Origin of the sequence: Antrihabitans auranticaus, from assembly GCF_016481275.1 — a bacterium.
Classification (GTDB): Bacteria; Actinomycetota; Actinomycetes; order Mycobacteriales; family Mycobacteriaceae; genus Antrihabitans.
Window position 1 is genome coordinate 918,028 of sequence record NZ_JAEMNW010000001.1, and the last position, 23,322, is coordinate 941,349.

At 63.3% G+C, this 23,322-nt stretch carries 26 protein-coding genes; 11 read left to right on the forward strand and 15 right to left on the reverse strand.

All coding sequences use genetic code 11. The features are described 5' to 3' along the window. The first annotated feature begins 19 nt into the window (after positions 1 to 19). Positions 20 to 1,075 (forward strand): amidohydrolase family protein, encoded by a 1,056-nt coding sequence (locus JGU72_RS04070; protein WP_199682429.1) that lies wholly within the window; start codon positions 20 to 22, stop codon positions 1,073 to 1,075. Positions 1,076 to 1,150: 75 nt separating this feature from the next. Further along, positions 1,151 to 1,816, forward strand: a complete 666-nt coding sequence (locus JGU72_RS04075; protein ID WP_199682430.1) for a TetR/AcrR family transcriptional regulator — start codon at positions 1,151 to 1,153, stop codon at positions 1,814 to 1,816. A 6-nt stretch (positions 1,817 to 1,822) separates the two neighbouring features. Here JGU72_RS04075 and JGU72_RS04080 read toward each other — a convergent pair whose 3' ends face one another. Further along, entirely contained in the window at positions 1,823 to 2,473 is a 651-nt protein-coding gene (locus tag JGU72_RS04080) for a TetR/AcrR family transcriptional regulator (protein ID WP_374101078.1), read from the reverse strand. A 119-nt stretch (positions 2,474 to 2,592) separates the two neighbouring features. Between JGU72_RS04080 and JGU72_RS04085 the strand changes: the two genes are divergently transcribed. Together JGU72_RS04085 and JGU72_RS04090 are read left to right on the forward strand one after the other, a co-directional pair. Continuing rightward, on the forward strand, positions 2,593 to 3,207 hold the full coding sequence (locus JGU72_RS04085) for a ClpP family protease (RefSeq protein ID WP_199682431.1): 615 nt from the start codon (positions 2,593 to 2,595) through the stop codon (positions 3,205 to 3,207). After that, a complete protein-coding gene (locus tag JGU72_RS04090; protein WP_199682432.1) occupies positions 3,207 to 3,797 on the forward strand; it encodes a ClpP family protease in 591 nt (196 codons plus the stop codon). Before JGU72_RS04085 ends, JGU72_RS04090 begins: the two co-directional genes overlap by 1 nt. 3 nt (positions 3,798 to 3,800) lie before the next feature. Here the strand turns inward: JGU72_RS04090 and JGU72_RS04095 are convergent, their stop codons facing one another. Both JGU72_RS04095 and JGU72_RS04100 read right to left on the reverse strand, forming a co-directional pair. Next, complete coding sequence (locus tag JGU72_RS04095) at positions 3,801 to 4,142, reverse strand: helix-turn-helix domain-containing protein (protein ID WP_199682433.1); 342 nt, start codon at positions 4,140 to 4,142, stop codon at positions 3,801 to 3,803. A 311-nt stretch (positions 4,143 to 4,453) separates the two neighbouring features. Further along, a complete protein-coding gene (locus tag JGU72_RS04100) occupies positions 4,454 to 4,720 on the reverse strand; it encodes a YdeI/OmpD-associated family protein (protein WP_199682434.1) in 267 nt (88 codons plus the stop codon). Between the two features lie 45 nt (positions 4,721 to 4,765). Here JGU72_RS04100 and JGU72_RS04105 point away from each other — a divergent pair, with 45 nt between their 5' ends. Next, positions 4,766 to 5,392 (forward strand): VOC family protein, encoded by a 627-nt coding sequence (locus tag JGU72_RS04105; RefSeq protein WP_199682435.1) that lies wholly within the window; start codon positions 4,766 to 4,768, stop codon positions 5,390 to 5,392. 62 nt (positions 5,393 to 5,454) lie between these two features. On the opposite strand, the gene JGU72_RS04110 is transcribed toward JGU72_RS04105, so the two are convergent. The 3 genes from JGU72_RS04110 to mbp1 form a co-directional block, all read right to left on the reverse strand. Continuing rightward, a complete protein-coding gene (locus JGU72_RS04110) occupies positions 5,455 to 6,237 on the reverse strand; it encodes a SigB/SigF/SigG family RNA polymerase sigma factor (RefSeq protein WP_374101090.1) in 783 nt (260 codons plus the stop codon). A 692-nt stretch (positions 6,238 to 6,929) separates the two neighbouring features. Continuing rightward, positions 6,930 to 7,211 (reverse strand): DUF4235 domain-containing protein, encoded by a 282-nt coding sequence (locus JGU72_RS04115; RefSeq protein ID WP_199682436.1) that lies wholly within the window; start codon positions 7,209 to 7,211, stop codon positions 6,930 to 6,932. Positions 7,212 to 7,234: 23 nt separating this feature from the next. After that, positions 7,235 to 7,471 carry a microaggregate-binding protein 1 gene (gene mbp1 / locus JGU72_RS04120; RefSeq protein WP_199682437.1) on the reverse strand — a complete coding sequence of 79 codons (237 nt, stop codon included), beginning with the start codon at positions 7,469 to 7,471 and terminating at the stop codon, positions 7,235 to 7,237. Between the two features lie 202 nt (positions 7,472 to 7,673). Between mbp1 and JGU72_RS04125 the strand changes: the two genes are divergently transcribed. Continuing rightward, entirely contained in the window at positions 7,674 to 8,072 is a 399-nt protein-coding gene (locus JGU72_RS04125) for an ATP-binding protein (protein WP_199682438.1), read from the forward strand. 16 nt (positions 8,073 to 8,088) lie between these two features. Here JGU72_RS04125 and JGU72_RS04130 read toward each other — a convergent pair whose 3' ends face one another. Further along, positions 8,089 to 8,586 (reverse strand): pyridoxamine 5'-phosphate oxidase family protein, encoded by a 498-nt coding sequence (locus tag JGU72_RS04130; RefSeq protein ID WP_199682439.1) that lies wholly within the window; start codon positions 8,584 to 8,586, stop codon positions 8,089 to 8,091. Positions 8,587 to 8,905: 319 nt separating this feature from the next. On the opposite strand from JGU72_RS04130, the gene JGU72_RS04135 reads away from it, so the two are divergent. Beyond that, positions 8,906 to 9,667: a dienelactone hydrolase family protein gene (locus JGU72_RS04135; protein WP_199682440.1), complete on the forward strand. Its 762-nt coding sequence runs from the start codon at positions 8,906 to 8,908 to the stop codon at positions 9,665 to 9,667. Between the two features lie 302 nt (positions 9,668 to 9,969). After that, the gene (locus tag JGU72_RS04140; RefSeq protein ID WP_199682441.1) at positions 9,970 to 11,475 is read left to right on the forward strand and encodes an AMP-binding protein; all 1,506 of its coding nucleotides are present in this window, start codon (positions 9,970 to 9,972) and stop codon (positions 11,473 to 11,475) included. Between the two features lie 225 nt (positions 11,476 to 11,700). On the opposite strand, the gene JGU72_RS04145 is transcribed toward JGU72_RS04140, so the two are convergent. The 7 genes from JGU72_RS04145 to JGU72_RS04175 form a co-directional block, all read right to left on the reverse strand. After that, entirely contained in the window at positions 11,701 to 12,909 is a 1,209-nt protein-coding gene (locus tag JGU72_RS04145) for a TetR/AcrR family transcriptional regulator (protein WP_307828284.1), read from the reverse strand. A gap of 62 nt (positions 12,910 to 12,971) precedes the next feature. Further along, positions 12,972 to 14,144 (reverse strand): acyl-CoA dehydrogenase family protein, encoded by a 1,173-nt coding sequence (locus JGU72_RS04150; protein ID WP_307828285.1) that lies wholly within the window; start codon positions 14,142 to 14,144, stop codon positions 12,972 to 12,974. A 15-nt stretch (positions 14,145 to 14,159) separates the two neighbouring features. Next, positions 14,160 to 14,990 (reverse strand): SDR family NAD(P)-dependent oxidoreductase, encoded by an 831-nt coding sequence (locus tag JGU72_RS04155; RefSeq protein WP_199682443.1) that lies wholly within the window; start codon positions 14,988 to 14,990, stop codon positions 14,160 to 14,162. Positions 14,991 to 15,005: 15 nt separating this feature from the next. Then, complete coding sequence (locus JGU72_RS04160) at positions 15,006 to 15,404, reverse strand: MaoC/PaaZ C-terminal domain-containing protein (protein WP_199682444.1); 399 nt, start codon at positions 15,402 to 15,404, stop codon at positions 15,006 to 15,008. Then, positions 15,401 to 15,820 (reverse strand): MaoC family dehydratase N-terminal domain-containing protein, encoded by a 420-nt coding sequence (locus JGU72_RS04165; protein WP_199682445.1) that lies wholly within the window; start codon positions 15,818 to 15,820, stop codon positions 15,401 to 15,403. Before JGU72_RS04165 ends, JGU72_RS04160 begins: the two co-directional genes overlap by 4 nt. 2 nt (positions 15,821 to 15,822) lie before the next feature. Beyond that, positions 15,823 to 17,007 carry a lipid-transfer protein gene (locus JGU72_RS04170; protein ID WP_233531092.1) on the reverse strand — a complete coding sequence of 395 codons (1,185 nt, stop codon included), beginning with the start codon at positions 17,005 to 17,007 and terminating at the stop codon, positions 15,823 to 15,825. A gap of 326 nt (positions 17,008 to 17,333) precedes the next feature. Next, positions 17,334 to 17,801, reverse strand: a complete 468-nt coding sequence (locus JGU72_RS04175) for a MarR family winged helix-turn-helix transcriptional regulator (RefSeq protein WP_199682447.1) — start codon at positions 17,799 to 17,801, stop codon at positions 17,334 to 17,336. 102 nt (positions 17,802 to 17,903) lie between these two features. Here JGU72_RS04175 and JGU72_RS04180 point away from each other — a divergent pair, with 102 nt between their 5' ends. The 3 genes from JGU72_RS04180 (at position 17,904) to JGU72_RS04190 (ending at position 21,257) form a co-directional block, all read left to right on the forward strand. Then, positions 17,904 to 20,009 (forward strand): MMPL family transporter, encoded by a 2,106-nt coding sequence (locus JGU72_RS04180; protein ID WP_199682449.1) that lies wholly within the window; start codon positions 17,904 to 17,906, stop codon positions 20,007 to 20,009. A gap of 44 nt (positions 20,010 to 20,053) precedes the next feature. Continuing rightward, positions 20,054 to 20,632, forward strand: a complete 579-nt coding sequence (locus JGU72_RS04185) for a lipocalin family protein (protein ID WP_199683198.1) — start codon at positions 20,054 to 20,056, stop codon at positions 20,630 to 20,632. Positions 20,633 to 20,780: 148 nt separating this feature from the next. Beyond that, positions 20,781 to 21,257 carry a hypothetical protein gene (locus JGU72_RS04190; protein ID WP_199682450.1) on the forward strand — a complete coding sequence of 159 codons (477 nt, stop codon included), beginning with the start codon at positions 20,781 to 20,783 and terminating at the stop codon, positions 21,255 to 21,257. Between the two features lie 38 nt (positions 21,258 to 21,295). On the opposite strand, the gene JGU72_RS04195 is transcribed toward JGU72_RS04190, so the two are convergent. Further along, on the reverse strand, positions 21,296 to 23,308 hold the full coding sequence (locus JGU72_RS04195; RefSeq protein ID WP_199682452.1) for an OPT family oligopeptide transporter: 2,013 nt from the start codon (positions 23,306 to 23,308) through the stop codon (positions 21,296 to 21,298). Between the last annotated feature and the right edge of the window lie 14 nt (positions 23,309 to 23,322).

A 23,322-nucleotide genomic window follows, 5' to 3' on the forward strand; every position in this document is an offset into this window, starting at 1 on the left:
AGAAACCCCGGAAGGCAGCATGCCAACCCACCCATTCACCAATGCCCGCAACAGAATCGACGTCCATCAGCATCTGCTGCCGCCCAACTATGTGGCCTGGCTGAGTTCACACGGCGTCGACGCGGCGGGCGGACGGACACTTCCGGACTGGAGCATCGCTGCCGCGCTCCGGACGATGGACGACGTCGGCACCGCAAGCGCAATTCTGTCGATCTCCACCCCAGGCACGACGCCGGCACGGACCGCCGCCGAAGCCGTGCGAGTCGCGAGCGACGTCAACGACTTCGCTGCGGAGGTCGCAAAAGACCGACCCGATCGGTTCGGCTTCTTCGCGTCCGTTCCGCTTACGCATACCGAACAGGCAACTGCGGAAGCCGTTCGCGCACTGGATGAATCGAATGCGGATGGCGTGGTGCTACTGGCGAACAACGGCGGCGCCTACCTCGGCCGACCCGAGCACGAGGATTTGTTCGCAGAACTCGATCGCCGACACGCGGTCGCGTTCATCCACCCCGCGGACCTGCCGGGGCCGGCGGTTCCCGGCATCCCGCCATTCGCAGCGGATTTCCTTCTCGACACGACTCGTGCCGCATATCTATTGGTGCGCAACGGGGTTCGTCGACGATATCCGAATATCAGGTTCGTCCTGAGCCACGGCGGCGGGTTCGTACCCTACGCGTCACATCGCATGGCGCTGGGAATGTTCGCCGATACGGGGCGCAGCCTGCTCGACATCCTCGAGGACTTCTCGACCTTCTATTTCGATACCGCTTTGTCCGCCAGTGCCGTAGCCCTCCCTAGCCTCCTCGCATTCGCGGCACCCGGCCACGTCCTGTTCGGCAGCGATTGGCCGTTCGCACCGGGCGCCGCTGTGCAGTACATGGCTGCGGGACTCGATACCTACGCCGCAACGTCGGACTCAGCGCTAGGAATCGACCGCGACAACGCAGCAGCTCTGTTTCCGCGGTTCGCAACTGCGCCCACGCTCACCTCACCCAACTACGTGGCGCACGCGCGCCGAGCGATCAAACGGCGGGTGGTGCGCGCGGCCGTCAAGTTCGTCGCCCCGTCGTGAAACGTGTTGTGCAACCATGCGACCTGCCGCCTGCGACAATCGAAGCGATCGCCCGGCTGCAACCTAGGGACTGTCATGACAGTAGAGAATCCGTCGACCGAATCGGACGCATCCGGTCAGCCCCTGACTCGGCTGGAGCGGCGTAAAGCGCGAACACGCCAGGCCCTGGTCGACGCGGCGCGCAGGATGCTCGCCGCCGGAACTGCCACGAACTCCAGCATTCAAGACATCACCGATGCTGCCGACGTGGGATTCGGATCCTTCTACAACTACTTCGAAGGCAAGCAGGATCTCTTCGACGCCGCACTCAACGAGGTCCTGGAACACTGGGGCCAACTGCTCGATCAAGTCGTCGCGGGAGTCGACGACCCCGCAGAAGTCTTCGCGATCTCTGTGCGAATGTCGGGCAGGTTGGGACTGACGAACCCCGAAACCGCCGCCGTCGTCTCGAGGACCGGTTTCGTTCTCCTCGACTCGCCGATCGGGCTGGCTCCCCGCGCCGCGCGCGACCTGCAACGTGCCGTGGACGCAGAGCGTTTCAAAGTCGCGAATGTTGCTGTCGCACTGTCGACAACAGGTGGGGCGCTGCTCGGTCTGCTTCACCTCCTCGGCCAGGAGGGCAACACAATCGGCGAGGACGACATCGACGACCTCGCCGAACAGCTGCTGCGCATGTTCGGCCTCAACGCCCGCGAAGCGCACAAACTGGCGCGACGAGCGCTACCCGTCCTGCCGCCCTGACCCGGCTCAGGGCGTCAGGTCACCGGCGACGAACCGCGCCGCCAAATCGAAGAGGGCGTGCGCGTGCAGGTCGAACAGCCTGGCAATGTCGATCGAATCGCCACCGATCTCCTTGGCGACGAAAATGCCGTCTGCGCCTGCCATCGCGTAGGTGACCAACAGTCGGATCGCGGCGTCGTCCAGTGCGGGCAGCAGTTCGCGCACAGACGTCGTCAGGTTCCGAAAGGCAGTGTCGCGCACCTCCAGAAACATCGCACGGGCACTGGGCTCTTCGGGACGTCGCTCGAGGCCCAGCATCAACCCGAGCCGCAGGAAGTCGGGCGATTCCAGCAGGCCCTTGGCGACGCTGGCCGTCATTGCCCGGATCCGCGCGAACGGTCCGTCACCGTCAGGGATATCCATTGCGGTCAGCCATGTTCCGAAGCTGCGCTCGATCACGGCCGCGATCAACTCGTCCTTGTCCTTGAAATGCCAGTAGATCGAACTCGCGGGTAAACCGCTGCGCGCGCTCACGATAGCGATGCTCGTGCCCTCGTAACCCCGCTCGCTCGCGACCTCGACCGCCGCATCGAGGATCCTGCGGCGTGACTCCTCACCATTTGCGCGGCGACGACGGATCTTTCGCTCCTCGACCATCTGATTCCGTTCTCTCGGCATCGCTTTCAGCGTAGTGTAGCGATCGATCCAGGAAAGACGCCTAGTTCGATCTGCCGACAGCAGTTCTGCTGACGGCAGCACGAGCAGCGAAGCCACCGTTCGTGCGTCATCGTCGAAACATGACCACTCCCGAACGGCCTCCCCAACTCGACGCCAAACTTCGCACCCGACTGTTCGATCAACGCGTCCTCGTACTCGACGGCGCGCTGGACGACGACAACGGCACGGTCCTCGCGACGCAAATGCTGTCGCTGGCGGCGGACACACCTGACCGTGACATCGCGCTGTGGATTCATTCCCCGGGCGGTTCGGTACCGGCGATGCTCGCCATCAGGGACGTCATGCGGCTCGTTCCATGCGATGTCACGACGCTCGCCCTCGGACTCGCTTGCAGCGCAGGACAATTCCTACTCTCGGCGGGTACACCGGGCAGACGCTACGCTCTGCCGCACGCGCGCATCCTCATGCATCAGGGGTCGGCCGGTATCGGCGGTTCCGCCGTCGAAGTCGAAGTGCAGGCAGACGATTTGCGCCACACGCGCGACACCGTGCTGGGGCTCATCGCCGAGGACACCGGACGCGACCGCGAAACGATCTTCAACGACTCGCTGCACGACCGCTGGTTCACAGCGCAGCAGGCACTCGACTACGGGTTCATCGACCACATCGTGTCCGATCTCGGCCAGGTGCTGCCGATTCGCATGCATCGCTTCGGACTTGCCGGGGTCCGGTGATGAGCACCTACACCATTCCCAACGTGATCACGCGCAATGCGGGCGGCGAGCGGATCATGGACGTCTACTCGCATCTGCTTGCCGAACGCATCGTCTACCTCGGCACTCCCATCGACACGGGCGTCGCGAATGCGCTCATCGCACAGTTGCTGCACCTCGAAGCGGACAACGCCGACGCGCAGATCGATCTGTATGTGAACTGCGAGGGTGGCGATCTGTCCGCGATGCTGGCGGTCTACGACACGATGCAATTCATCAAGGCGCCGGTCGCGACTACGTGCGTTGGGCAGGCAGTCGCCGCCGGGGCGGTGTTGCTCGCGGCCGGCACAGCGGGCCGGCGCTCGGTGTTGCCGCATGCCAGGGTCGTGCTGCACCAGCCCGCAGCGCAGGGGCGCGGCACAATCCCAGACCTCATCCTGCAGGCCGACGAGGTAGTGCGCGTGCGCGGCGATCTGGAAGAGATTCTGGCAAGGCACACCGGTCAGGCCGTCGAGACGCTTCGCCGTGACACCGACCGCGACCGCGTGTTCACTGCCCGGGCCGCCATCGACTATGGGCTGGCAGACCAGGTACTCGACGAGCGCGGCTAGCGATCAGGCGGCCTGCAGCAGTAGCACCGGCCCTGCTGCTGCAGGCCGGGCCCGATGCAGATCCGACGCGATCCGCCCGAGTACACCGGCGAGGTCCGTACCGAGCGCGCCCGCAACCGCCTCGATCATCTCGCTCGACGGTTCCTTGCGTCCCCGTTCGATTTCCGAAAGGTACTGGGGCGAGATTCCGGCACGATCAGCAATGTCGACGAGGCGCTCACCCTGCTCCGCGCGCGTGGTCCGCAAGCTGCGGCCCAACGCTTCACGCCACAGCGGCTGTACCTCGGCGACGGGCTTGTTCTCCCCGGCCTTCTTCTCCCTGTGCAGCGGAATGATCTCGGCCATGCTCCATTGTCGCCCTTCGATGCCGAGCCTGTCGCCAGGTTCCGCTGACGGCGAACTCCGGCAGTTCCCTGGGCTTCGTTTCGGGAGCAACGGCCGCGGGGTATGCCTTCTCGACGATCGACAGAAAGCGACGACCATGACTTCGCCAGTTCCGCCAGACCCAGAACCACCGCGCCCGGACCCGATTCCGCCCCCGGCCCCGGGACCGGATCAGCCCCCGGTGCCGGAACCGCCGAACCCTACGCCCAACCCACCGGGACCGAGTCCGGATCCGCTACCGCCGGATCCGGTGTTGTAGGGCTTCTCAACGACTATGCACCCGTGCGCTCGCGGTGCTTGCACCCCGGCCAGCAGCAGGGGCGACGCTGACCTTCCTCCAACTCCTCCTGGGTCCGCCGGATTCGTCGTTGTCGCGTTTCGTCTTTCTCGGCATCCTCGACCCAGCAGATGAACTCGTTGCGCGCCAGGGCCGTGATGTCCTGCCACGCCGCCATAGCCGTGTCGTTGGCGATCAGCGCTTCCCGCAGATCCGCGGGTAGCTTGTGCACGACCCCGCCCGGTACTCGCGTGCTACTCATGGTTCACGATAACGCCGGTCAGGCGCCACCATCTATCGTCAGTCGATGACCGGCAGAGTGCGCGACGTGATGATCGGTTCGGCGGATCCCGAAGAGCTGAGCCGGTTCTGGTCCTCCTTGCTCGAACTTCCGAGTGAAGGCCGCCGCGACCAGGCGGTGAAAGTTGCCCTCCGCGGCGACGTGGGGTTGCTCTTCTCGCCGACTCCATCGCGAAAGCAGGGAAAGAACCGCATCCACGTCGATCTGGCGTCCACGACCACGGACCACCAAAAGACGATCGTCGAGCGGGCCCTACGCCTTGGCGCGGTTGCGGTCGACATCGGCCAAGGGTCGGTACCGTGGGTTGTGCTGGCCGACCCGGAGGGCAACGAGTTCTGCGTACTGGAGCCTCGCGACGAGTACTCCGACACCGGTCCGATCGCGGCCGTTGTCATCGACTCGCTGAATCCACCTGCGCTGGCGCAGTTCTGGTCGCGCGCACTTGGCCTACCGGTGGAACGCGAGCGCGCCGACTTTGCGTCGCTTCGGCAGAAGCCCGGATTCTGGGTGGAGTTTGTTCGAGTTGCCGAGATCAACACCGCGGGATCTCGAGTGCGCCTGGGTGTTGTCCAACCAGCGGGCGGTGTCGCACTCACCGACCCGGAAGGAAACGAGTTCTTTGTCGTGACCTGACCAGGCTCAACGTTGGTTCGGTGCCGGTTCGCCGGCGAAGTAGCTCATCAGGGCCCCGACGATCAATCCTGCATCTGTGTGCGCAGGGTCGCGAGTGTCCGAGCGAGGATGCGCGACACGTGCATCTGTGAGATGCCGAGTCGCTCCGCGATCTGAGTCTGGGTGCAGTTGTCGAAGAATCGCAACAGCACTATGGTCCGGTCCCGTTCCGATAGACCCATGAGCAGTGGCCGAAGCGATTCATGATCTTCGACCGCCTCGAGCGCACGGTCGTAGTCGCCCAACACGTCGACAAGCGGCAACTGGTCGTTTCCCGCGCCGGCCGGTACATCCAGCGACATGGCCTTGTAACCCTGCCCAGCCTGCAGGCCCTCCGAGATTTCGGCAGGATCGCGATCGAGATGCCGGGCGAGCTCACTGATCGTCGGTGCACGTCCGAGTGCCTGAGACAAATCGCGGGTCGCCTGTGCGAGTTCGGAGTGCAGTTCTTTCATTCGCCGCGGCACCTTCAAGGCCCATGCGGCGTCACGAAAGTACCGTCGCACTTCGCCGGTGATCGTCGGGATGGCGAACGCCAGAAACGCGCTGCCGCAGTGGGGATCGAACCGGTCTACGGCGTTCACCAGCCCGATCCGCGCTACCTGCATCAAGTCGTCTGCGGCTTCGCCGCGCCCGCTGAACCGCTGCGCAATATGAGCGGCCAACGGCAAGCAACGCGTGATGATCTGGTCACGCACCAGCGCGCGCCGCGGATCGGCCCTGTCCAACTCGGCCAGTTCGGCGAACCGCTCGACCACATCGTTGTACTCATCGGACCGGCGCCCACCGCGCGCGGGCGCTTTCACTGGGTAATTGCTCCGAGCCGCTTTCCCGGGTGCCTCCGCCACGGTTACCGATCGAGGCGAATCGTCCTGCACATCCACGACGCTCATAGGAGAGCGCGGGCGTTCTGCCATCACAACGGCCGTCAAGTCATCCTCCTGGTGAGCGAACCACTGCTGGATAGCCCGAAAGGCGGTCGGCTAAACCCGATTGGCCCCCGCTCGTTGGCGAGCACGAACAGGAGGTCGCCGACACGCCGCACACCCGAACCATCCACTCGTGATCGCCGGGCTCACGGGCCGGCCATGTGTAGACAGACTGCGAATCGGGTAGTCACATCGGAACGGCCGGCGTCACCGGATGCCGCGGAGAAGAGTCGAAAATGATCAGCGGACCCCTGAGCGACGCCGATGAGTGAACCCAGGTCAGTGGCGACAGATGTCGATCTGCCGGTCTGCGCTCATTGCGGACGTCGTTTCGAGTCGCATTCCCGGGCGCGGGACGCGATCACATCGGCTCGTATCAACGGCTGGCTTTTCGAGGAGCTTTTCACCCTGTGCCCGGGGTGCGCGATCGCACACGTGAGCACGACACCGCTCGGCGACGGCGTCCAAGCACCACCCGCACAATGACCACTCACACCCGGGATGACCACTCGCACCCGGGCCGTACCCGAGTGCGAGTGATCGAAAGATCAAGAGCTACAGTAGTATTCCTAACGCAACGGCGGATCATCGCCGACGACGCTGCGATAACCGCGAGCCGTGATGCGCGCAGTCATTGCTCGCATCACCGCAATGGTGGCACCCTGCGCAGCCGCCGCAAGCAGCACTATCGACACCGAGCGCGATAGGTCCTGCGGCTGCGGTGGTCCTTCATGATCCGAGCCGAACCGCGACCAGAGGCGCGTGACGAGTGCGCCTGCCGCCATACTTCCGACGACACTCGCGACAACTTCGACGATCCGATACGCGGTGTGAGTACTCGTTGCTGCCATGACAACTCGCTTCTCTTGGGGCGTTATTGCTCGGCGCGCTGCCTTGCTTCGTCGATCTTCGCTTCTCCGCGTGCTTCTTCTGCCTGCGCCTCACGTTTTGCTGCTTCGCGCTGATTCTCGGCCTTGTCCTGCTGCGCCTCGCCTTCGCGCGCCAATGAATCGTTGCCGAGTACGTTTCCAGCAGCTTCCTTGACCGCACCCTTGACGCCCTCGACTGCGCCCTTCACGCCTTCGGCGGGTCCACTGTTTTCGTCAGCCATGTCAACTCCTTCAGTTTGCATCGCGCCTGCGTGGCGCATCATCCATCGGTACCCATTTCGAGCTCGCACGAAACGTTCGGTATCTCTTGAAGTTCCGAGGTATCAGCTGGTCAGCACGGCGACGGATTTAACTTGTCCGATTGAACTGGCGCAAAGGGGGTACTTCTAACGTCGATCGGGACCGAACCGAACAAAGTTGAAGATGTCTAACTTTCGCGCCGCAGAACCGACCTCGAGCCCACTCGGTGTCGCGACCCTGCGCGCTCGTTTGCACGCATGGCTGCGCGAACATGTCGTTGCCGATTCCGAGATGCTCGACGATTGCGTTCTCGCCGCGAACGAGGCGCTGGCAAATGTTGTCGAGCATGCGTATTCGGATTGGGCCGAACCCGGCCCCGCCGACATCTCCGCCGACTACGACTCCGAATTGCACTGTCTGACAGTGATTGTGTCCGATTCCGGCCATTGGCACGAGCCCCTTCCGGACCCAATGAAATTGCGGCGCCGCGGAATTCCCCTGATGCGGGCCATCTCCGACAAGATTGCCATCGCCACTACCGATCACGGCACAGTCGTCGAAATGCGTTGGCGGACACAATGAGTTCGAGCCCGGGCACTCAGGCGTTCTGCCGCTCCGCACGCTCACGAACCAATTCCTCGACCGCACTCGGCAACGTCGTCTCGAAATCGATCAATTTCGCCCACGTCGGAGTCACCACGATCCGGACCATGCCGTCGTAGAGCGAACGCACCTCCGCCTCCCATTCGACTCGCTGCTCAGCCGTCATCTCGTACGTGCCGTTCATCGTGAGGTACTCCTCCGGGATGCCCTCGACGACGTCCAGCTCCACTCGGCCGCGCACCAGCAGGATCTTCGGTGGGTGAACTTCGGTGTCGATCGTGAGAGCCACCATCGGGTTCGCTCGCAATGCATGCAATTTCGGGGCGTTTTTCGACGTGCACAGCACGATCTGCGAACCGTTCCACGTGAACGCAATGGGGACGCTGCGGGGTGTGCCGTCCTTGGCGACATACGCCAACCTCGCCAGATCGCGCGCCAGCATCTCCCGGCTGAGCGGCCGGTTCAGGACCTCGGAGATCTCGTTCGGTTCCATGACTGTTCCTCCCTGTTGTCGTTCCCTCGTGGTGTTGCTGTCTCTGAGACGGAGCCGCTGCGGCGATCTCGACACCTCGCCGATTCGATTCTCGTCCGATTTCGCTGGGCCCCCGTCGCACCTTCGCGACCAGGCAGAAAATGGTTGGACGGGTTTCGGTTTGGCTTGCTACCGTGCGCGGGACCGTGAAATCACGCAAGGAGGTGAGACCCATGAACGCAGTAACCAGGTGGGCGCTCCCACTCGTGTGCACGGTCGGCGATTGACGTAGACGTCGCCGGGAGCGCCTGAACAAACGGCACCCCCGAAAGGCAATACCATGCCATTCACCTCTGAGACATCGTCGAACGGTGTCCTCGAACGTAATTTCACTCTCGACGAGATCACCGGCGTGCTCTGGACGCCCACGTCCCGAACTGTCGGCGCTCCGCTGCTTCTGGCAGGGCACACCGGCGGTATGCACAAGAAGGCGCCCGGGCTCGTGGCCAGTGCGCTCCAGAGCGTCACTACCAACGGGTACACCGTCGCCGCCATCGACGCGCCCGGACATGGTGACCGGCCGCGCAACCGCCAGGACCAACAAAGGGCCGACGCGATCCATCAGGCCCTTGCGGCGGGCGAGCCGATCGCCCCGATCGTCATCGAGTTCAACAGATCGCTGGCAGAGCGTGCGGTGCCGGAATGGCAGGCGACCTTGGACGCCCTGCAGGCGCTGCCGGAGATCGGCGTGGACGCGCCGGTCGGCTACGGCGGCGTGTCGCTGGGTGTCGTCACGGGCGTGCTGTTGGCGCCGGTCGAACCCAGGATTGCCGCCATGTGCTTCGGTGGCGTCTTCGTAGACGACGCTCTCGTCGAAGCTGCACGGCGGATCACCATCCCGGTCGAGTACCGGATTCCTTGGGACGATGAACAATTCGACCGATCAACCGCGATCGCGTTGTTCGACGCCTTCGGCTCGAAAGAGAAGACGTTGCACGCCCACTCGGGTCGGCACTACCCGGTGCCCGACTACGAGCGCGACAGCTCGGACCGGTTCTTCGCCCGCCACCTCGGTCGGGCCCCCGAACCTGCTTCGATCTGACGTGAACAGGTAGTTGCGTCCGGCCTCGTGCCGGACGCAACTACCTTTCCCGACATACCGGAAACGGGTAGCGACCTCAGTATCGACTTCGTAGCCAGCCGGGCCCTGGACCAGCGCCGCGAACTGGACTTGCGGAACCAACGCAGGTCGCCTTTGTGTACATAAATGAATAATGGATAACAAAGGTTTGGCTGATTTGACGATCTCATCTGCCTCTTGTGGGCTAAGTGAATATAAATTAAGGTATTGGCAAATGCAGCAACGGGGGCGGCAGTGTCACCGACCCGAGCGAAAGGATTGCCATGACAGAGCAGGTACCGATGATTCGGTGCGGGAACGAGGCCCGACCTTATGCCGAAGTTGCTGGGCGGACTGCGCGGATCGCGAGCGGGTTGCGAGGCCTCGGCGTCAAGCCTGAGGGTCGCGTCGGGCTGCTGATGTACAACGACATCTCGTTCATCGAGGTCATCGGTGCCGCAAGCTTGATCGGTGCCGCATCCGTGCCGTTCAACTGGCATCTGCGTCCCAACGAGGTGCGCTATCTCGTCGAAAACAGCGAAGCCTCGGTGATATTCGTGCATACCCCGTTGCTGGCGGTTGCCCGCGAAGCCGCGCCGGACCGGATCCTCGTCGAGGTGGCGATCCCGGGAATTGCACCGCAAGGTGATGCACTCCTATTCGAGGAGTGGTTGGCTGAGCAGGCACCTTACGCCGCGCCGCCCGAAAGTGCTCCGTTGAGCGTCATCTACACATCCGGAACGACAGGTTCACCCAAAGGTGTACTGCGCGAACCGATTTCTCCGGACCATCAACTCCAGGTCGCCGGGCTCGTCGTGCAGACGCTCGCGATGAAGCCGGGCCACCGGACGCTCGTCGTGGCACCGATGTACCACTCGGCGCCGAATGCGCAGGCCGCGTTCGCCGCGAAGATGGGCCTCGATATCACGATCATGCCGCGTTTCGACGCGGAGGAAATGCTCGCGCTGATCGAACGGCAACGCATCAACCACGTGCAGCTGGTCCCGACGCATTTCGTACGCTTGCTCGCATTGCCCGCCGAGGTACGCGCGCGCTACGACCTGTCGTCGCTGGAGGCGATCGTCCACGCGGCAGCACCGTGCCCGCCGCAGGTCAAACAGCAGATCATCGACTGGCTGGGCCCGATCGTGCACGAGTTCTACGGCGGCACCGAGACCGGCGCAGTCGTGGCGTCCACGAGCGCTGAATGGCTCGCACATCCAGGCACCGTCGGCAAACCGATGTTCGACGCCAGTGTGCGGATCCTCGACCCGGACCGACAGCCGCTGCCAGCAGGGGAGTCCGGCGAGATCTTCGTCAAGCCGCCGTCGTTCTGGCCCGACTTCACGTTCATCGGCGATCCGGACAAGCGGGCCCGGATGGACTTCGAAGGTCACGTGAGTATCGGAGACATCGGTTATCTGGATTCCGACGGCTTCCTCTATCTCAACGACCGGGCCATCGACATGGTGATCTCGGGTGGGGTGAACATCTATCCGACCGAGATCGAAAACGCCCTACTTTCGCACGACGGCGTCAGGGACGCAGCAGTATTCGGCATCCCGGACGCCGACCTCGGCGAGAAGCTGGTCGCCCACATCGACGTCGACCCCGACGCCGGTCTGGACGAGGACGCAATTCGCAGATATCTCGGCGAGCAGCTGGCGAAGTTCAAGGTGCCGCGGGTCATCGTCTTCGACGACAAGCTGCCGCGCGAGGCGAGCGGCAAACTGATGAAGCGTCGCATCCGGCAGCGCTACCTCGACGCCATGTCCACTTCACCGAGTTAGACGATCGAGCACACGCGCGAAGAATCAGCTCGGCGGGCTGTCGCGCGGCGCGCTGGACCTCTATCAATCGTTGTTCATGGGCCCGTTCGTCGTTCAGGACCTGGTCGGCATCGGCGGGCAGGTAGCGCCACCGTACAACGTCGCGATCTCCGACGTGCCGACCTGAGCGACATTCCGCGGTCGACACGAAGGTAGCGGTGAGCTGATCGCGGAACGTTCCTGCGGCTAAGCCGGTTCAGGGTCGACTTCCAGCAGCGACGCTCCGATCGACATGAGCACGGAGTCGACAGAACTGAACCGGCGCAGGTGCGGGGTGAGCGCGATGTGATTCATCATGATCTGTACGGCAAGTACGCGGATGCGGGCATGCGTGTTGTCCCACTCCGGATGCACCTGCTCCAGCAGATACACCCATTCGCCGATGTAGGTGTGCTGCGCAGCCCTGGCACGTTCGCGCTCATCGCTGGGCAGGTGCAGCAATTCCGAACTGATCAACTGCACGAGGTGCGGATTGTCGAAGGTGAACGTGACGTAGTTCCGGAGCAGCCCGATCAGTGCGTCCTGCGGCCCTGACGCGCGGGCTAACGAGCGGGTCATGTCCATCTGCAGCCACTCTTCGCCGCGGTGCATTGCTGCCAGCAAGATATCGGACTTGCCCGCGAAATGGTTGTAGATACTGGGCCCGCTCGCCCCGATCGCCACGCCGACGTCATCGAGGCTGACATTCGAGAAGCCTTGCTCGGCGAACAGTCTGGTCGCTTCGATCAGGATCGTTTCGCGCCGCGTCGGTGCGCGGAGTACGCCGCGTGACGCCTTGACGGCGGGTACCGGATCCAGTGCCGGCAGCGCAGTGTCAACCGCAGCGTCGATCATCGCAGCGAGCGTTGCCCGGAAATCCGCGATGGGCAGGTGCAAGCTGTGATAGGAGATGCTCTGCGCGATCGCCAGTGCGCACCACGCCAACAGATCGGCGCCGGTCTCGCTGAGTTCGGGACGCTGCCTGCGAACGACCGCGGCGATCCGCTCCCCCGCCGTTCTTGTCTGTCTTCGCAGCTCGGTACGCGTGTCTGCAGCGAGGTAGCGGCCTTCGCGTTGCCACAGCACCCCAGCCGGGCGGTTGCGCAGGCCGAGAGCGGCGAGGGTTTCGCTGATATCGCCGGCAGGATCGGCCAGTGTCGCCGCGAGGGCGTCCTGCATCTCGACGAGCGCGTCGCCGACGACCGTGGCCAGCAACGTTTCCTTGCTCCGAAAATGCCGATACAACGCAGAGGGTCCGATGGCGACGGCGTCGGCGATGTCACTCATGCTGACGTTGGCGTAACCGTTGCGGTAGAACAGATCTGCGGCGGCGGCGACTATTAGTTCACGGCGATTGGCCGGCCGGGTGCCGCGGGCAGGCCGGATCGTCACACGTCCGCCCTGCCCGTTCGTCACGCCGTTCCTTTCAACCTTCATCGATCTCGTCGCTCGATCGATCGTAGCGGCGCTACCCAGTACTACAGCGAGCGCGCGATCAGCTCCTTCATCACTTCCGTCGTCCCGGCGTAGATCTTCTGCGCGCGGGAATCGGCATACATGCGCGCGATCGGGTACTCGAGCATGTAGCCGTAACCGCCGAACAGTTGGACGCACCGGTCGATCACCTCGCACTGCACCTCGGTCGCGTAGGCCTTGGCCATCGACGCGCTGGCAGCATCGAGTTCGCCGCGGAGATGCCGTTCGATGCAATTGTCGACGAACACCCGGGCGACGCGGGCGAGTGTCGCGCATTGGGCGAGCTCGAATCGCGTGTTCTGCATCTCGAACAACGGCGCGCCGAATGCATGCCGCACTTTGGTGTACTTGATCGTCTCCTTGACGGCCGCCTGCGCCATCGTGGCGCCCGCGTCGGCAATAAGGAGGCGCTCGTGCGCGAGCTGCTTGATTGCGTAGCTGTAGCCTCTGCCCTCTTCGCCGAGGAGATTTGCCACGGGCACCCGCATGTCCTCGAAGAACAGCTCCGCTGTGTCCTGTGCCTTCATGCCGACCTTTTCGAGCACTCGTCCGACGCGGTAACCCGGATTGTCGCGAGTTTCGACGACGAGCAGCGACACCCCCTTCACGCCCGCGGTGGGGTCGGTCTTGAGGACGAGGATGACGAGGTCGGCGTTCTTGCCATTGGAGATGAACGTTTTAGAACCGTTGACGACATAGGAGTCGCCGTCTCGGATCGCGGTGGTGCGGATCGCTTTCAGATCCGAACCCCCACCGGGCTCGGTCATCGCAATAGCGCCGATGAATTCACCACTGGCCATCTTCGGCAACCATCGGTGCTTCTGCTCCTCGGTTCCGTAGCTGTTGATGTAGTTCGCGACGAGCCCACTGTGCACCGAAGCACCCGTGCCGAAGCCCATTTCGGTCAATTCGAGCGCGGCCTGGAAGATCGCGAGGTCGTGCGCGAACGTCCCGCCGCCGCCGCCGTATTCCTCCGGGATAGACGCGCACAAGAGGCCGATTTTTCCTGCCTCGCGCCAGAACTCACGATCGACACATTTCTGTTCGATCCATCGTTCGCTGTGCGGAAGAGCCTCGCTCACAAGGAATTTAGTTGCCATCTCCTTGAGTGCGACGACCTCGTCGTCGGCCCAGGGAGAGCGGTACACGAATGCGGAGTCAACAGCGGCAGTCACGACGGTCTCCGTCCTTTAGATGTTGAAGCCGCCGCCGCAGAGCAGTGTCTGGGCGCTGACGTAGTTGGATTCGGGGATGCAGAACAGGTAGACAGCGCCTGCTGCTTCGGACGGTTCGCCACCGCGGCCGAGCGGGATCATCTGTTCCATCGCGGCGAGCAGGTTCGGGTTGACCCCGACCTTGATTTCCTTGCCACCGACGTCGATGGTGCCGTCACCGTCGGCAGGTGCCGAGGTGAGGCGGGTCTTGATCAGACCGAACGCGACTGTGTTGACGGTGACGTTGTAGCGGCCCCATTCCTTGGCGAGGGTCTTGGTGAGTCCGGTGATGCCGGCCTTCGCTGACGAGTAGTTGGTCTGGCCGGCGTTGCCGCCGGTGCCTGCCATGGAGGAGATGTTGACGACCTTGCGGCACGGGATAGGTTCGCCGGCCTCCTTGGCCTTCTTCACCAGCCCGGCGATCACTGGCTGCGCGGCGCGCAGGATCCGGAACGGGGCTTTGAGGTGCACGTCGAGGATGGCGTCCCACTGCTCGTCGGTCATCTTCTGGATGACCGAGTCCCAGGTGTAGCCGGCGTTGTTGACGATGATGTCGAGGCCACCGTAGTTGTCGACCGCTGTGGCGACGAATCGCTCGCCGAAGTCGGCGTCGGTGACGCTGCCGACACACGAGACTGCTTGTCCGCCGGCGGCTTCGATCGCGGCGACGGTCTCCTTGGCGGGTTCGGCGTCGAGGTCGTTGACGACGACCTTCGCGCCTTCGGAGGCGAGCTTGAGTGCGATTTCGCGGCCGATGCCACGGCCGGAGCCGGATACGATGGCGACTTTGCCGTCAAGAGTTCCCATGTCCTGTAATCCTTTTCAGAGTTCGACGACTGCGTCGCCGGTGAGTGTGACGGTGCCGTCGGCGAGTGCGACGGTGAGTTCGATCGTGGCGAGGCCGTTCTCGACGGCGACGACCTTGCCGGTGGCGGTCGGCTGACCGTGAACGGGAGTGATCGAGGCGAACCGCACCCGGTACGAGCGGATTTTGGCCGAGTCGAAGTTGTCGGTGAGCAGCCGGCCGAGGTAGGCCATCGACAGCATGCCGTGGGCGAAAACGTCGTCGAGCCCGGCGGACTTCGCCACGTCGATATCGACGTGCATCGGGTTGTGATCACCCGAGGCGCCGGCGAACAACGCCAGCGTGGTGCGGGAGATCGGGCGAATCTTCAACGGCGCCAGCTCGGTTCCGACCGAGAGTGTTTCGGTTGTAGTCACTTGCCTGCTCCTGGATTGCGGACGACGATGACGGTTTTCAGGTCTGCGACGAGCGAGCCAGCGGCATTGGTCACCGCGGTCTCCTTGACGATGAAGTCGAGCGCGCCACCCTTTTTGCTGTAGACATCGGTGATCTTCGGTGTCGCGGTGAGCACGTCGCCGGCGTGGGCTGGCTGGTGGTAGGTGAAGGCCTGCTCGCCGTGGAGCACGAACCGTAGGTCGATACCGAGTTTGTCGGCCCAGCCGAACGGGTCCGGGTTCTCCAGTTCGATCGAGAACAGGAACGTCGGCGGCACTCGCAGTTCGTCGTCGACTGTGTCGCCGATCGCCTTGGCGAAGAAACGTAGGCGTCCTTCGTCGACGGTCAAAGTGGTTGGCGCAAGTTCGGTTCCGATTACAGCGGGATCGATAGCCATTCTCAGCTCACCTTCTCGTAGAGGGTCACGACGGCAGCGCCACCGAGACCGATGTTGTGCTGCAAGGCAAGCGTCACGCCCTCGACCTGACGCGCTTCGGCTTGACCGCGCACCTGCCAGACCAGCTCGGCGCATTGCGCCAAACCTGTTGCGCCAAGTGGGTGCCCCTTCGACATCAAACCGCCCGAAGGGTTCGTGACAACCTGCCCGCCGTAGGTGTTGTTGCCGTCGGCGATGAACTTCTCCGCGGTGCCCTCGGGGGTGAGGCCGAGACCCTCGTAGGTCAGCAGTTCGTTGGTGGTGAAGCAATCGTGCAGTTCGACGACTCGGATGTCCTCCGGCGAGACGCCGGACGCGGCGTAGACCTCGTCGGCTGCAGCCTTGGCCATGTCATACCCGACGATCCGGATCATGTCGGTCGAGAAGGTGGAGGAGAAGTCGGTCGTCATCGCCTGCGCCTTGATCCGCACAGAAGCGTCGATGCCGTTGGCCTTTGCGAACTCCTCGCTGCACAGGATCGCTGCAGCCGCACCGCACGTGGGTGGGCAACATTGCAGCCGGGTCAACGGACCGAAGATCTGCGGGGACGCCAACACTTCTTCGGCGGTGATCGGATCGCGGAACACGGCGAACGGGTTGTTCGCAGCATGCTTGCGCGACTTCACCGCGATCTCTGCGAACACCTTGGGATCCATGCCGTACTTGTCGCAATACGCCTGTCCCGCACCGCCGAAATACTGGGCGGCCATCGGCGCCTGCTCGTCCCAACCCTGCAACGTGGTGGTCTGCGTATCGAAGCGTGTGAACGCGTTCGGGCGGTCACTCCACATCGAACCGAGCGCGCCCCGCATCATCTGCTCGAACCCGAGCGCGATCACACAATCGGCCGCGCCGGACTCGATGGCTTGCCGAGCCAGGAACAACGCCGAGGACCCGGTCGAACAGTTGTTGTTGACGTTCACGATCGGGATACCCGTCTGGCCCAGCCCGTACAGCGCTGCCTGACCTGACGTCGAGTCGCCGTATACGTAACCGACATAGCCCTGCTGAACCTTCGAGTACTCCACGCCCGCATCAGCCAATGCGCTGCGAGCTGCGGCCTCTCCCATCACGTCATACGGCTTCGTGTTCCGCGGGGTAGTGAACGGAATCATCCCGACACCCGCGACAACGACTTTAGTGCTCATCAATCCTCCATGTATTAATGTGGATTCACTTACTGTAACCACAAGACGCTTTGGAGGCAAGCGTCCGCCGAAATGACTGCTGCCTGGTCCGTGATATGACTCTTACAGCTCCGAATGCCAGGGCGGATGGCAATAGGTCAACTATCAGCAGGGGCCGACCACGTGGCCGTATGGGTGAAGAGAACTTCACTTATCAGCGACGAAGGCGACGTGGACTCTTCATTCCAGGCCCCGCGATGCGAGTCGGGATCGACATCATGCACCGCATCCCCCGCGCGACACCCCGATGGCAATTGCGCGAGCACAGTGCCACAGAACGCATGAACTCAGCTGGCGCTGCCGAGATCCTTGTAGTGCGTCCGCATCGCCTCGATCAGCGCGACGAACACCCGGTGTGCGGTGTCCAGATCCGCATCCGGGAAACCGGCGAGGGCCTCCCTGGTTCGGACACCGAGCGGAGTGAAGAAGCCTCGCGCTACCTCCATGCCGTGCTCGGCATAGCGGAGGATGACCTTGCGTCGATCCGCGGCGTCCGACTCGCGACGGATGTGCCCCGACTCGATCATCCGCTCGACCAGGTACGTCATCGCCGCCGACGACGTGCCCAGCAGCCGCGCGAGCTCCCCTGCGGTGAGCGGACGGCCCTCCATGTCGGCAACCATGATGTGCATCAGGGCACGGAAATCATTGGGCCGTAGATCATGTTGCGCCGCAAAGAACAGCCCGATCTGCTCGGAGACGGCGGCCATTGCACGAATGTCGGACGATATATCCGTCTCGAGTCGTTCGCGCATCGCCGTGCCTCCTTCCGCATCCGGGATGAGCGTAGCGCTCGAGCACACACCGAAATTGTATTTCAGTTGCTTAATATTTAAGTAAATGAGATTGTTGTAACCATGGTCAGTCGCACCTCGCCATGGGACGTCGTTGCAAGCGCTCTCACGGGCCGTCGTTCCTGGCTCGCACTCGTCGCGCTGCTCGTACTGTCGGGCGCTCTGTTCGGATTCGTCGGAGAGAACGAGTCCGCCGGCCAATCCCCCAATTCCGTACCTGCTGCCGCAGACTCGGCAGCGGTCGACGACCTATTGGCCCAGTTCCCGAACTCCGATGTCACACAAGCGATTCTGGTCGTGACGCGGAACGATGGTGGCGAACTCTCGAACGCGGATATCCAGTCGGCGACCACTGCGCGCGACAACATGCGTGCCGTCGGCCGCTCCGTGGACCCAGCCGCCGACGCCCCCGTACCGCTCACGATCGCACCGGACAAGAAGGCCGCGATCGGGATCGTGCCGGTCGATTCGACCCTGTCCGGTTTTGCGCTGAACGACCTCGTCACCGAACTACGGACCGCCGCCACACGCAACTCTCCACCCGACCTCCGTGTGCAGGTAACCGGCGGACCGGCTTTCGGCGCCGATATTGCGAATTCCTTCTCGGGCGCGAACACGACACTGCTCGCCGTAACGGGCCTGGTCGTGGCACTACTGCTGATCGCAACCTATCGATCGCCGATTCTCTGGCTCGTGCCGCTTGCGGTCGTCGGTGTCGCGGACCGAGTGGCAACCACCGTCGGGATAGGACTCGCCGAACTCACAGGACTCAGTTTCGACGGGTCCACGTCGGGGATCACCAGCGTCCTCGTGTTCGGCGCGGGCACGAACTATGCGCTCCTACTCGTCTCGCGTTACCGCGAAGAGCTCGGTCACGAGGACGATCATCGGGTCGCGCTACGCCGGGCCGTTCGGCATGCAGGGCCGGCAATCCTCGCCAGCAACGCCACCGTCGTCCTCGCACTTCTCGTTCTTCTCCTCGGCACACTGCCGAGCACGCGGAGCCTCGGCGCGCTTGCCGCCGCGGGCCTTGTGGTCGCTGTCGTGTTCGTTCTCGTCGGGCTTCCACCCGCGCTCGCATTGTGCGGCAAAAGGCTGTTCTGGCCCTTCGTACCGCACGTCGGTGACCGCGACACGACGACCGACGGCCCCTGGTTCCGAGTCGCCTCCGCGGTGGCGCGTCAACCGGCGCGCGTGGCTGCGGCCGCGCTGGTCGCACTTGCGATATGTGCGGCCGGACTGTTCGGTACCGATGTCGGCCTCTCCCAGACCGAACAGTTCCGGGTCGCCGCCGAATCTGTCGACGGCTTCACTGAACTGTCGGCGCATTTCCCTGCGGGACAATCGGATCCGACGATTGTCGTCGCACAGACCCCGACAGCCGACGAAGTCCAGAAAGCACTCGACGGGACAGACGGCGTCGTATCGGCGTCTCAGGTCGCTCGGTCCGACACTGGCCTGTCTCGTTGGTCCGTCGTCACCGATGCCGCTCCGGGATCGGACGACGCGTTCGCAGTTATCGAGTCGACCCGGTCCGCACTTTCACCCATACTCGACGCCGACGCCCTCGTCGGTGGCAGCGACGCCCAGGCTCTCGATACTCGCAATGCCGCCGCGCGCGACCGGATCCTGTTGATCCCGTTGATACTTGCGGTGGTGTTGGCAGTTCTGGTGCTGTTGCTCCGCGCTGCGGCTGCGCCTGTCGTACTTGTCGCCACGACGGTCCTCAGTGCCCTGGCCGCGCTCGGAATCGGCAGCTGGGTGAGTCTGCACATCTTCGGCTTTCCAGCGCTGGACACCAACGTCCCGCTGTTCGCGTTCCTCTTCCTCGTCGCGCTCGGTGTGGACTACACGATCTTCCTCGTCACCCGAGCCCGCGAAGAGACGCCCGAGCACGGCACCCGAGACGGCATCGTTCGCGCGGTCGCCGCAACCGGCGGCGTGATCACCAGCGCCGGAATTGTGCTCGCCGCCGTCTTCTGTGTCCTCGGTGTCCTGCCGCTGATTACGCTCACGCAACTGGGAATCGTTGTGGGCCTGGGCATTCTGCTGGACACCTTCGTCGTGCGCACGCTCGTGATCCCCGCCCTGTTTACGCTGATCGGACCACGAATCTGGTGGCCGAACCCGATCGACAGCTCAGTTCACCCTCGAAAAGGAGCAAAGTAGTGGAATTCCAGTCAACGAAGTTCCGGTTTCGCCGCACCCTCGCAATGTGTGCAATCGCCGGTGGCGCTGCCCCGCTCTGCGCACCGGTAGCGCACGCTGCTCCGCTACTTCCAGAACCGCTGGCACCCATCCCGTCACTCGACGTCGAGCGCTACCTCGGCGACTGGAATCAAGTTGCCGCAGTGCCACAGCCTTTCAATCTGGAGTGCGCTCGCGACACCAAAGCCAACTATCAGCTGATCGACCCGACGAATGTCCGTGTCGAAAACACGTGCACCACGTGGTCGGGTGAGACGAATCGGATCATCGGCAATGCGCGCGTGAACGATACGGTCACGAACGCCCAACTCCACGTGAGCTTCCCGCAGGTGCCGCTGCAGAGTTCGCCCGACGGACCGACCAATTACATCGTCACCTATATCGCGGACGACTACTCATGGGCACTCGTGGGCGATCCCCTCCGGCTGTCCGGCTTCGTTCTGTCCCGCTCGACCGAAGTCAGTCCGCAAATGTGGCGCGAGATTCGCTCGGTTCTGGAAAGTCGGGGATACAACACGTGCCTTGTCTTCACATCGCCGACGCCCGGCGGTGCCACCGACATTCGCCCTCTCTGCACGACCTAGGCCCGCGCTCGAGGGTCCCCCGATCGGTGGACGCGCATCTCCCCCTGCATTCGACCTGTTCGGTGGATGCCGCGCCGGGGCGCGGCGGCGGATAGTTCTCGCAACGGCAGATGCGCCGCAGGCAAAGACTTCCGAAAGGTCCACTCCAATGATCAAGACCTCGATCCGCCGCCTCGTCTTCGTCCCGATCGCGGCCACCGCGGCCCTCGCAACGATGGTCGGGGTGGCAGGAGTTGCCTCGGCCGGCACCCTGCCCTCCGGCTCTCCCACCACCGCAATGACAATCACCAACGACACGAACCAGACCATGTGGCTCGCTAGCTCGAACAACCCCTACGGCTCTTGGATTGCGGCACCACATCAGTCCTTGGCGCCACACGAGACCGAGATCGTGACCGCCGTGTCGAACGGCTCCACCCCGGTCTTTCCGATCAACATCTCCTACGCATACGGCAGCCTCGGTTCGGTAGCGAACTTTGTGTCGACCAACGACTACAGCGGCGCTACCACGGACGGTTCCGGGGTCACCGGCAACAACGTCCAGAACTACGACGTGCAAACGTCGATCGACTCCGGTCCGCCCGCGGTGAACGCAAGCTACATCCTGGCTCCGATGATGATGTGAGGCATGCGGATACGTCCGATCAGGGATATATCGGCGGATTAGCGGGTTTGGGTGTCGTCAATGGCCGAGCTGTCGTCGACTCCCGAGCTGTCGTCTGCAGACGCGGTGGTGCGGGTGCGCTGATAAAGCCACCCGATGACAACGACGAAGAGGACGACGCCGAGCAGCTCCGCCCAATTCTCGAATCCGGCACCGAGAATAGCGAGCGGAGCCTCTTTGCCAGTCGCGGCGACGATTCCGGCGAATACGACTCCGTAGAGGCTTTCACCGACGATCAGACCGGTTGCCAGCAAAATGCCCAACCGCTTCTTCCGCTCGACATTCGATCCCGTTCGCTCGGCCCACGAGTCATAGAAGCGCCCCAGTATCGCGCCGATCGGGATGATCAGCGTGAGCGCCATCGGCAGGTACATCCCCATGCCCACGGCCAGCGGTGGTAGCCGGAGCTTCGACGTCGTCCTACCCAACGTCTCGTCGATGGCAATCACCACAGCGCCGATCAGTGCACCCAGGCCGATGAGCGCCCAGTCCAGTGAACCGCCGAAGACGCCCTTCGCAAGCGACGAGATGAGCGATGCTTGCGGTGCCGCGAGCGCGTCCGGCCCAGCCCCCGGCGTCCCCGCAAATCCGAACGCCGTCTGCATCAGCTGCAGCACCGGGGGAATCACAGCCGAGCCGAACAACACGCCGATGATCAAGGCCACCTGCTGCTTCCACGGCGTCGACCCCACAAGTTGACCCGTCTTGAGGTCCTGCAGATTGTCGTTCGAAATCGTCGCTACGCCGAAGACGATCGCGGCGGTGAAGAGCGTGAATGCGATGAGTGCGGCAGATTGCGAGGCATCGGCGTCGCCGTACGTCACCCGGATCATTACTGCCGCAATGATGACGACGAGAATGCCGACGCCGGAGATCGGGCTGTTCGACGACCCGATCAGACCGGCCATGTAGCCGCACACTGCGGCAATGATCAGACCAATCAGCAGGACGAACACCAGACTCACCGCGATGATGCCCATCGAACTGCCGCTCAGGCTGGTGTCGTGTACGAAGTCCCACAACAAGAATCCGATCGGAACCAGCGACGCGACGACCACCATCGCCACGTACTGGATCGGAATGTCGCGCTCGGTGACGTCGACGGTCGTGCCGCGCTTGCGATTCTGCGCCGAAAGCATCGCGCCTTTGATGCCCGTGAGGACGGGGCCGATGATTTTGAGCAGCGTCCAAATTGCCGCAATTCCGATCGCGCCGGCACCGATGAAGCGCACGTCCGTGGAGAAGATTGCCGGGATCACGTCGGCGACGGGTTCGGATCCCACCATTCCCGCGCTGCGAACCGGCAGGAGCACGCCGTACGAGATGACCAAACCGACGAGCATCGCGATGCCGACAGTGATGCCGACGAGATGTCCAACGCCGATCAGCGCAAACGACAGGCTGGCGCCGAACATCGTGCCGCCCGAACCGATCTTGAAGACGTGTGCAAGCGAGTTGCTGATGAATTTGAGCGAAGCCACAAGTGCGAAGCCAGCGGAAACGACGCTACCGAGCGCGATGATTCGCAGCCCGCTGCGGTTCTCCTCGGCACCCTGCTGCGTGTCTCCCACCTTCAGAACTTCCGCGGCTGCAACACCTTCCGGATACGGCAGATCCGAGCCGGTAACCAGCGCACGTCGCAGCGGAATCGAATACATCACTCCGAGGATGCCGCCGACACCACACACGGCCACCGTGATCCAGTACGGGAATCCGCTCCACCAACCGATCATGACAAGGCCCGGCAGCACGAAGATGATGGCTGAGAGGGTGCCTGCGGCAGAGGCGATCGTCTGGACGATGTTGTTCTCGACAATTGAGTGGTTGCTGAAATAGCGCAGGATGCTCATCGAAATGACTGCCGCTGGAATCGCAGTCGCGAACGTAAGTCCGACCTTGAGGCCGAGGTAGACATTTGCGGCAGTGAAAACCAAAGTGATCGCGCCGCCGAGAACGGCACCCCGCAGCGTCAACTCGCGAACGCTGGACTGCTTGGACTGCGTGGTGGACATGTGCGTCACCCCTT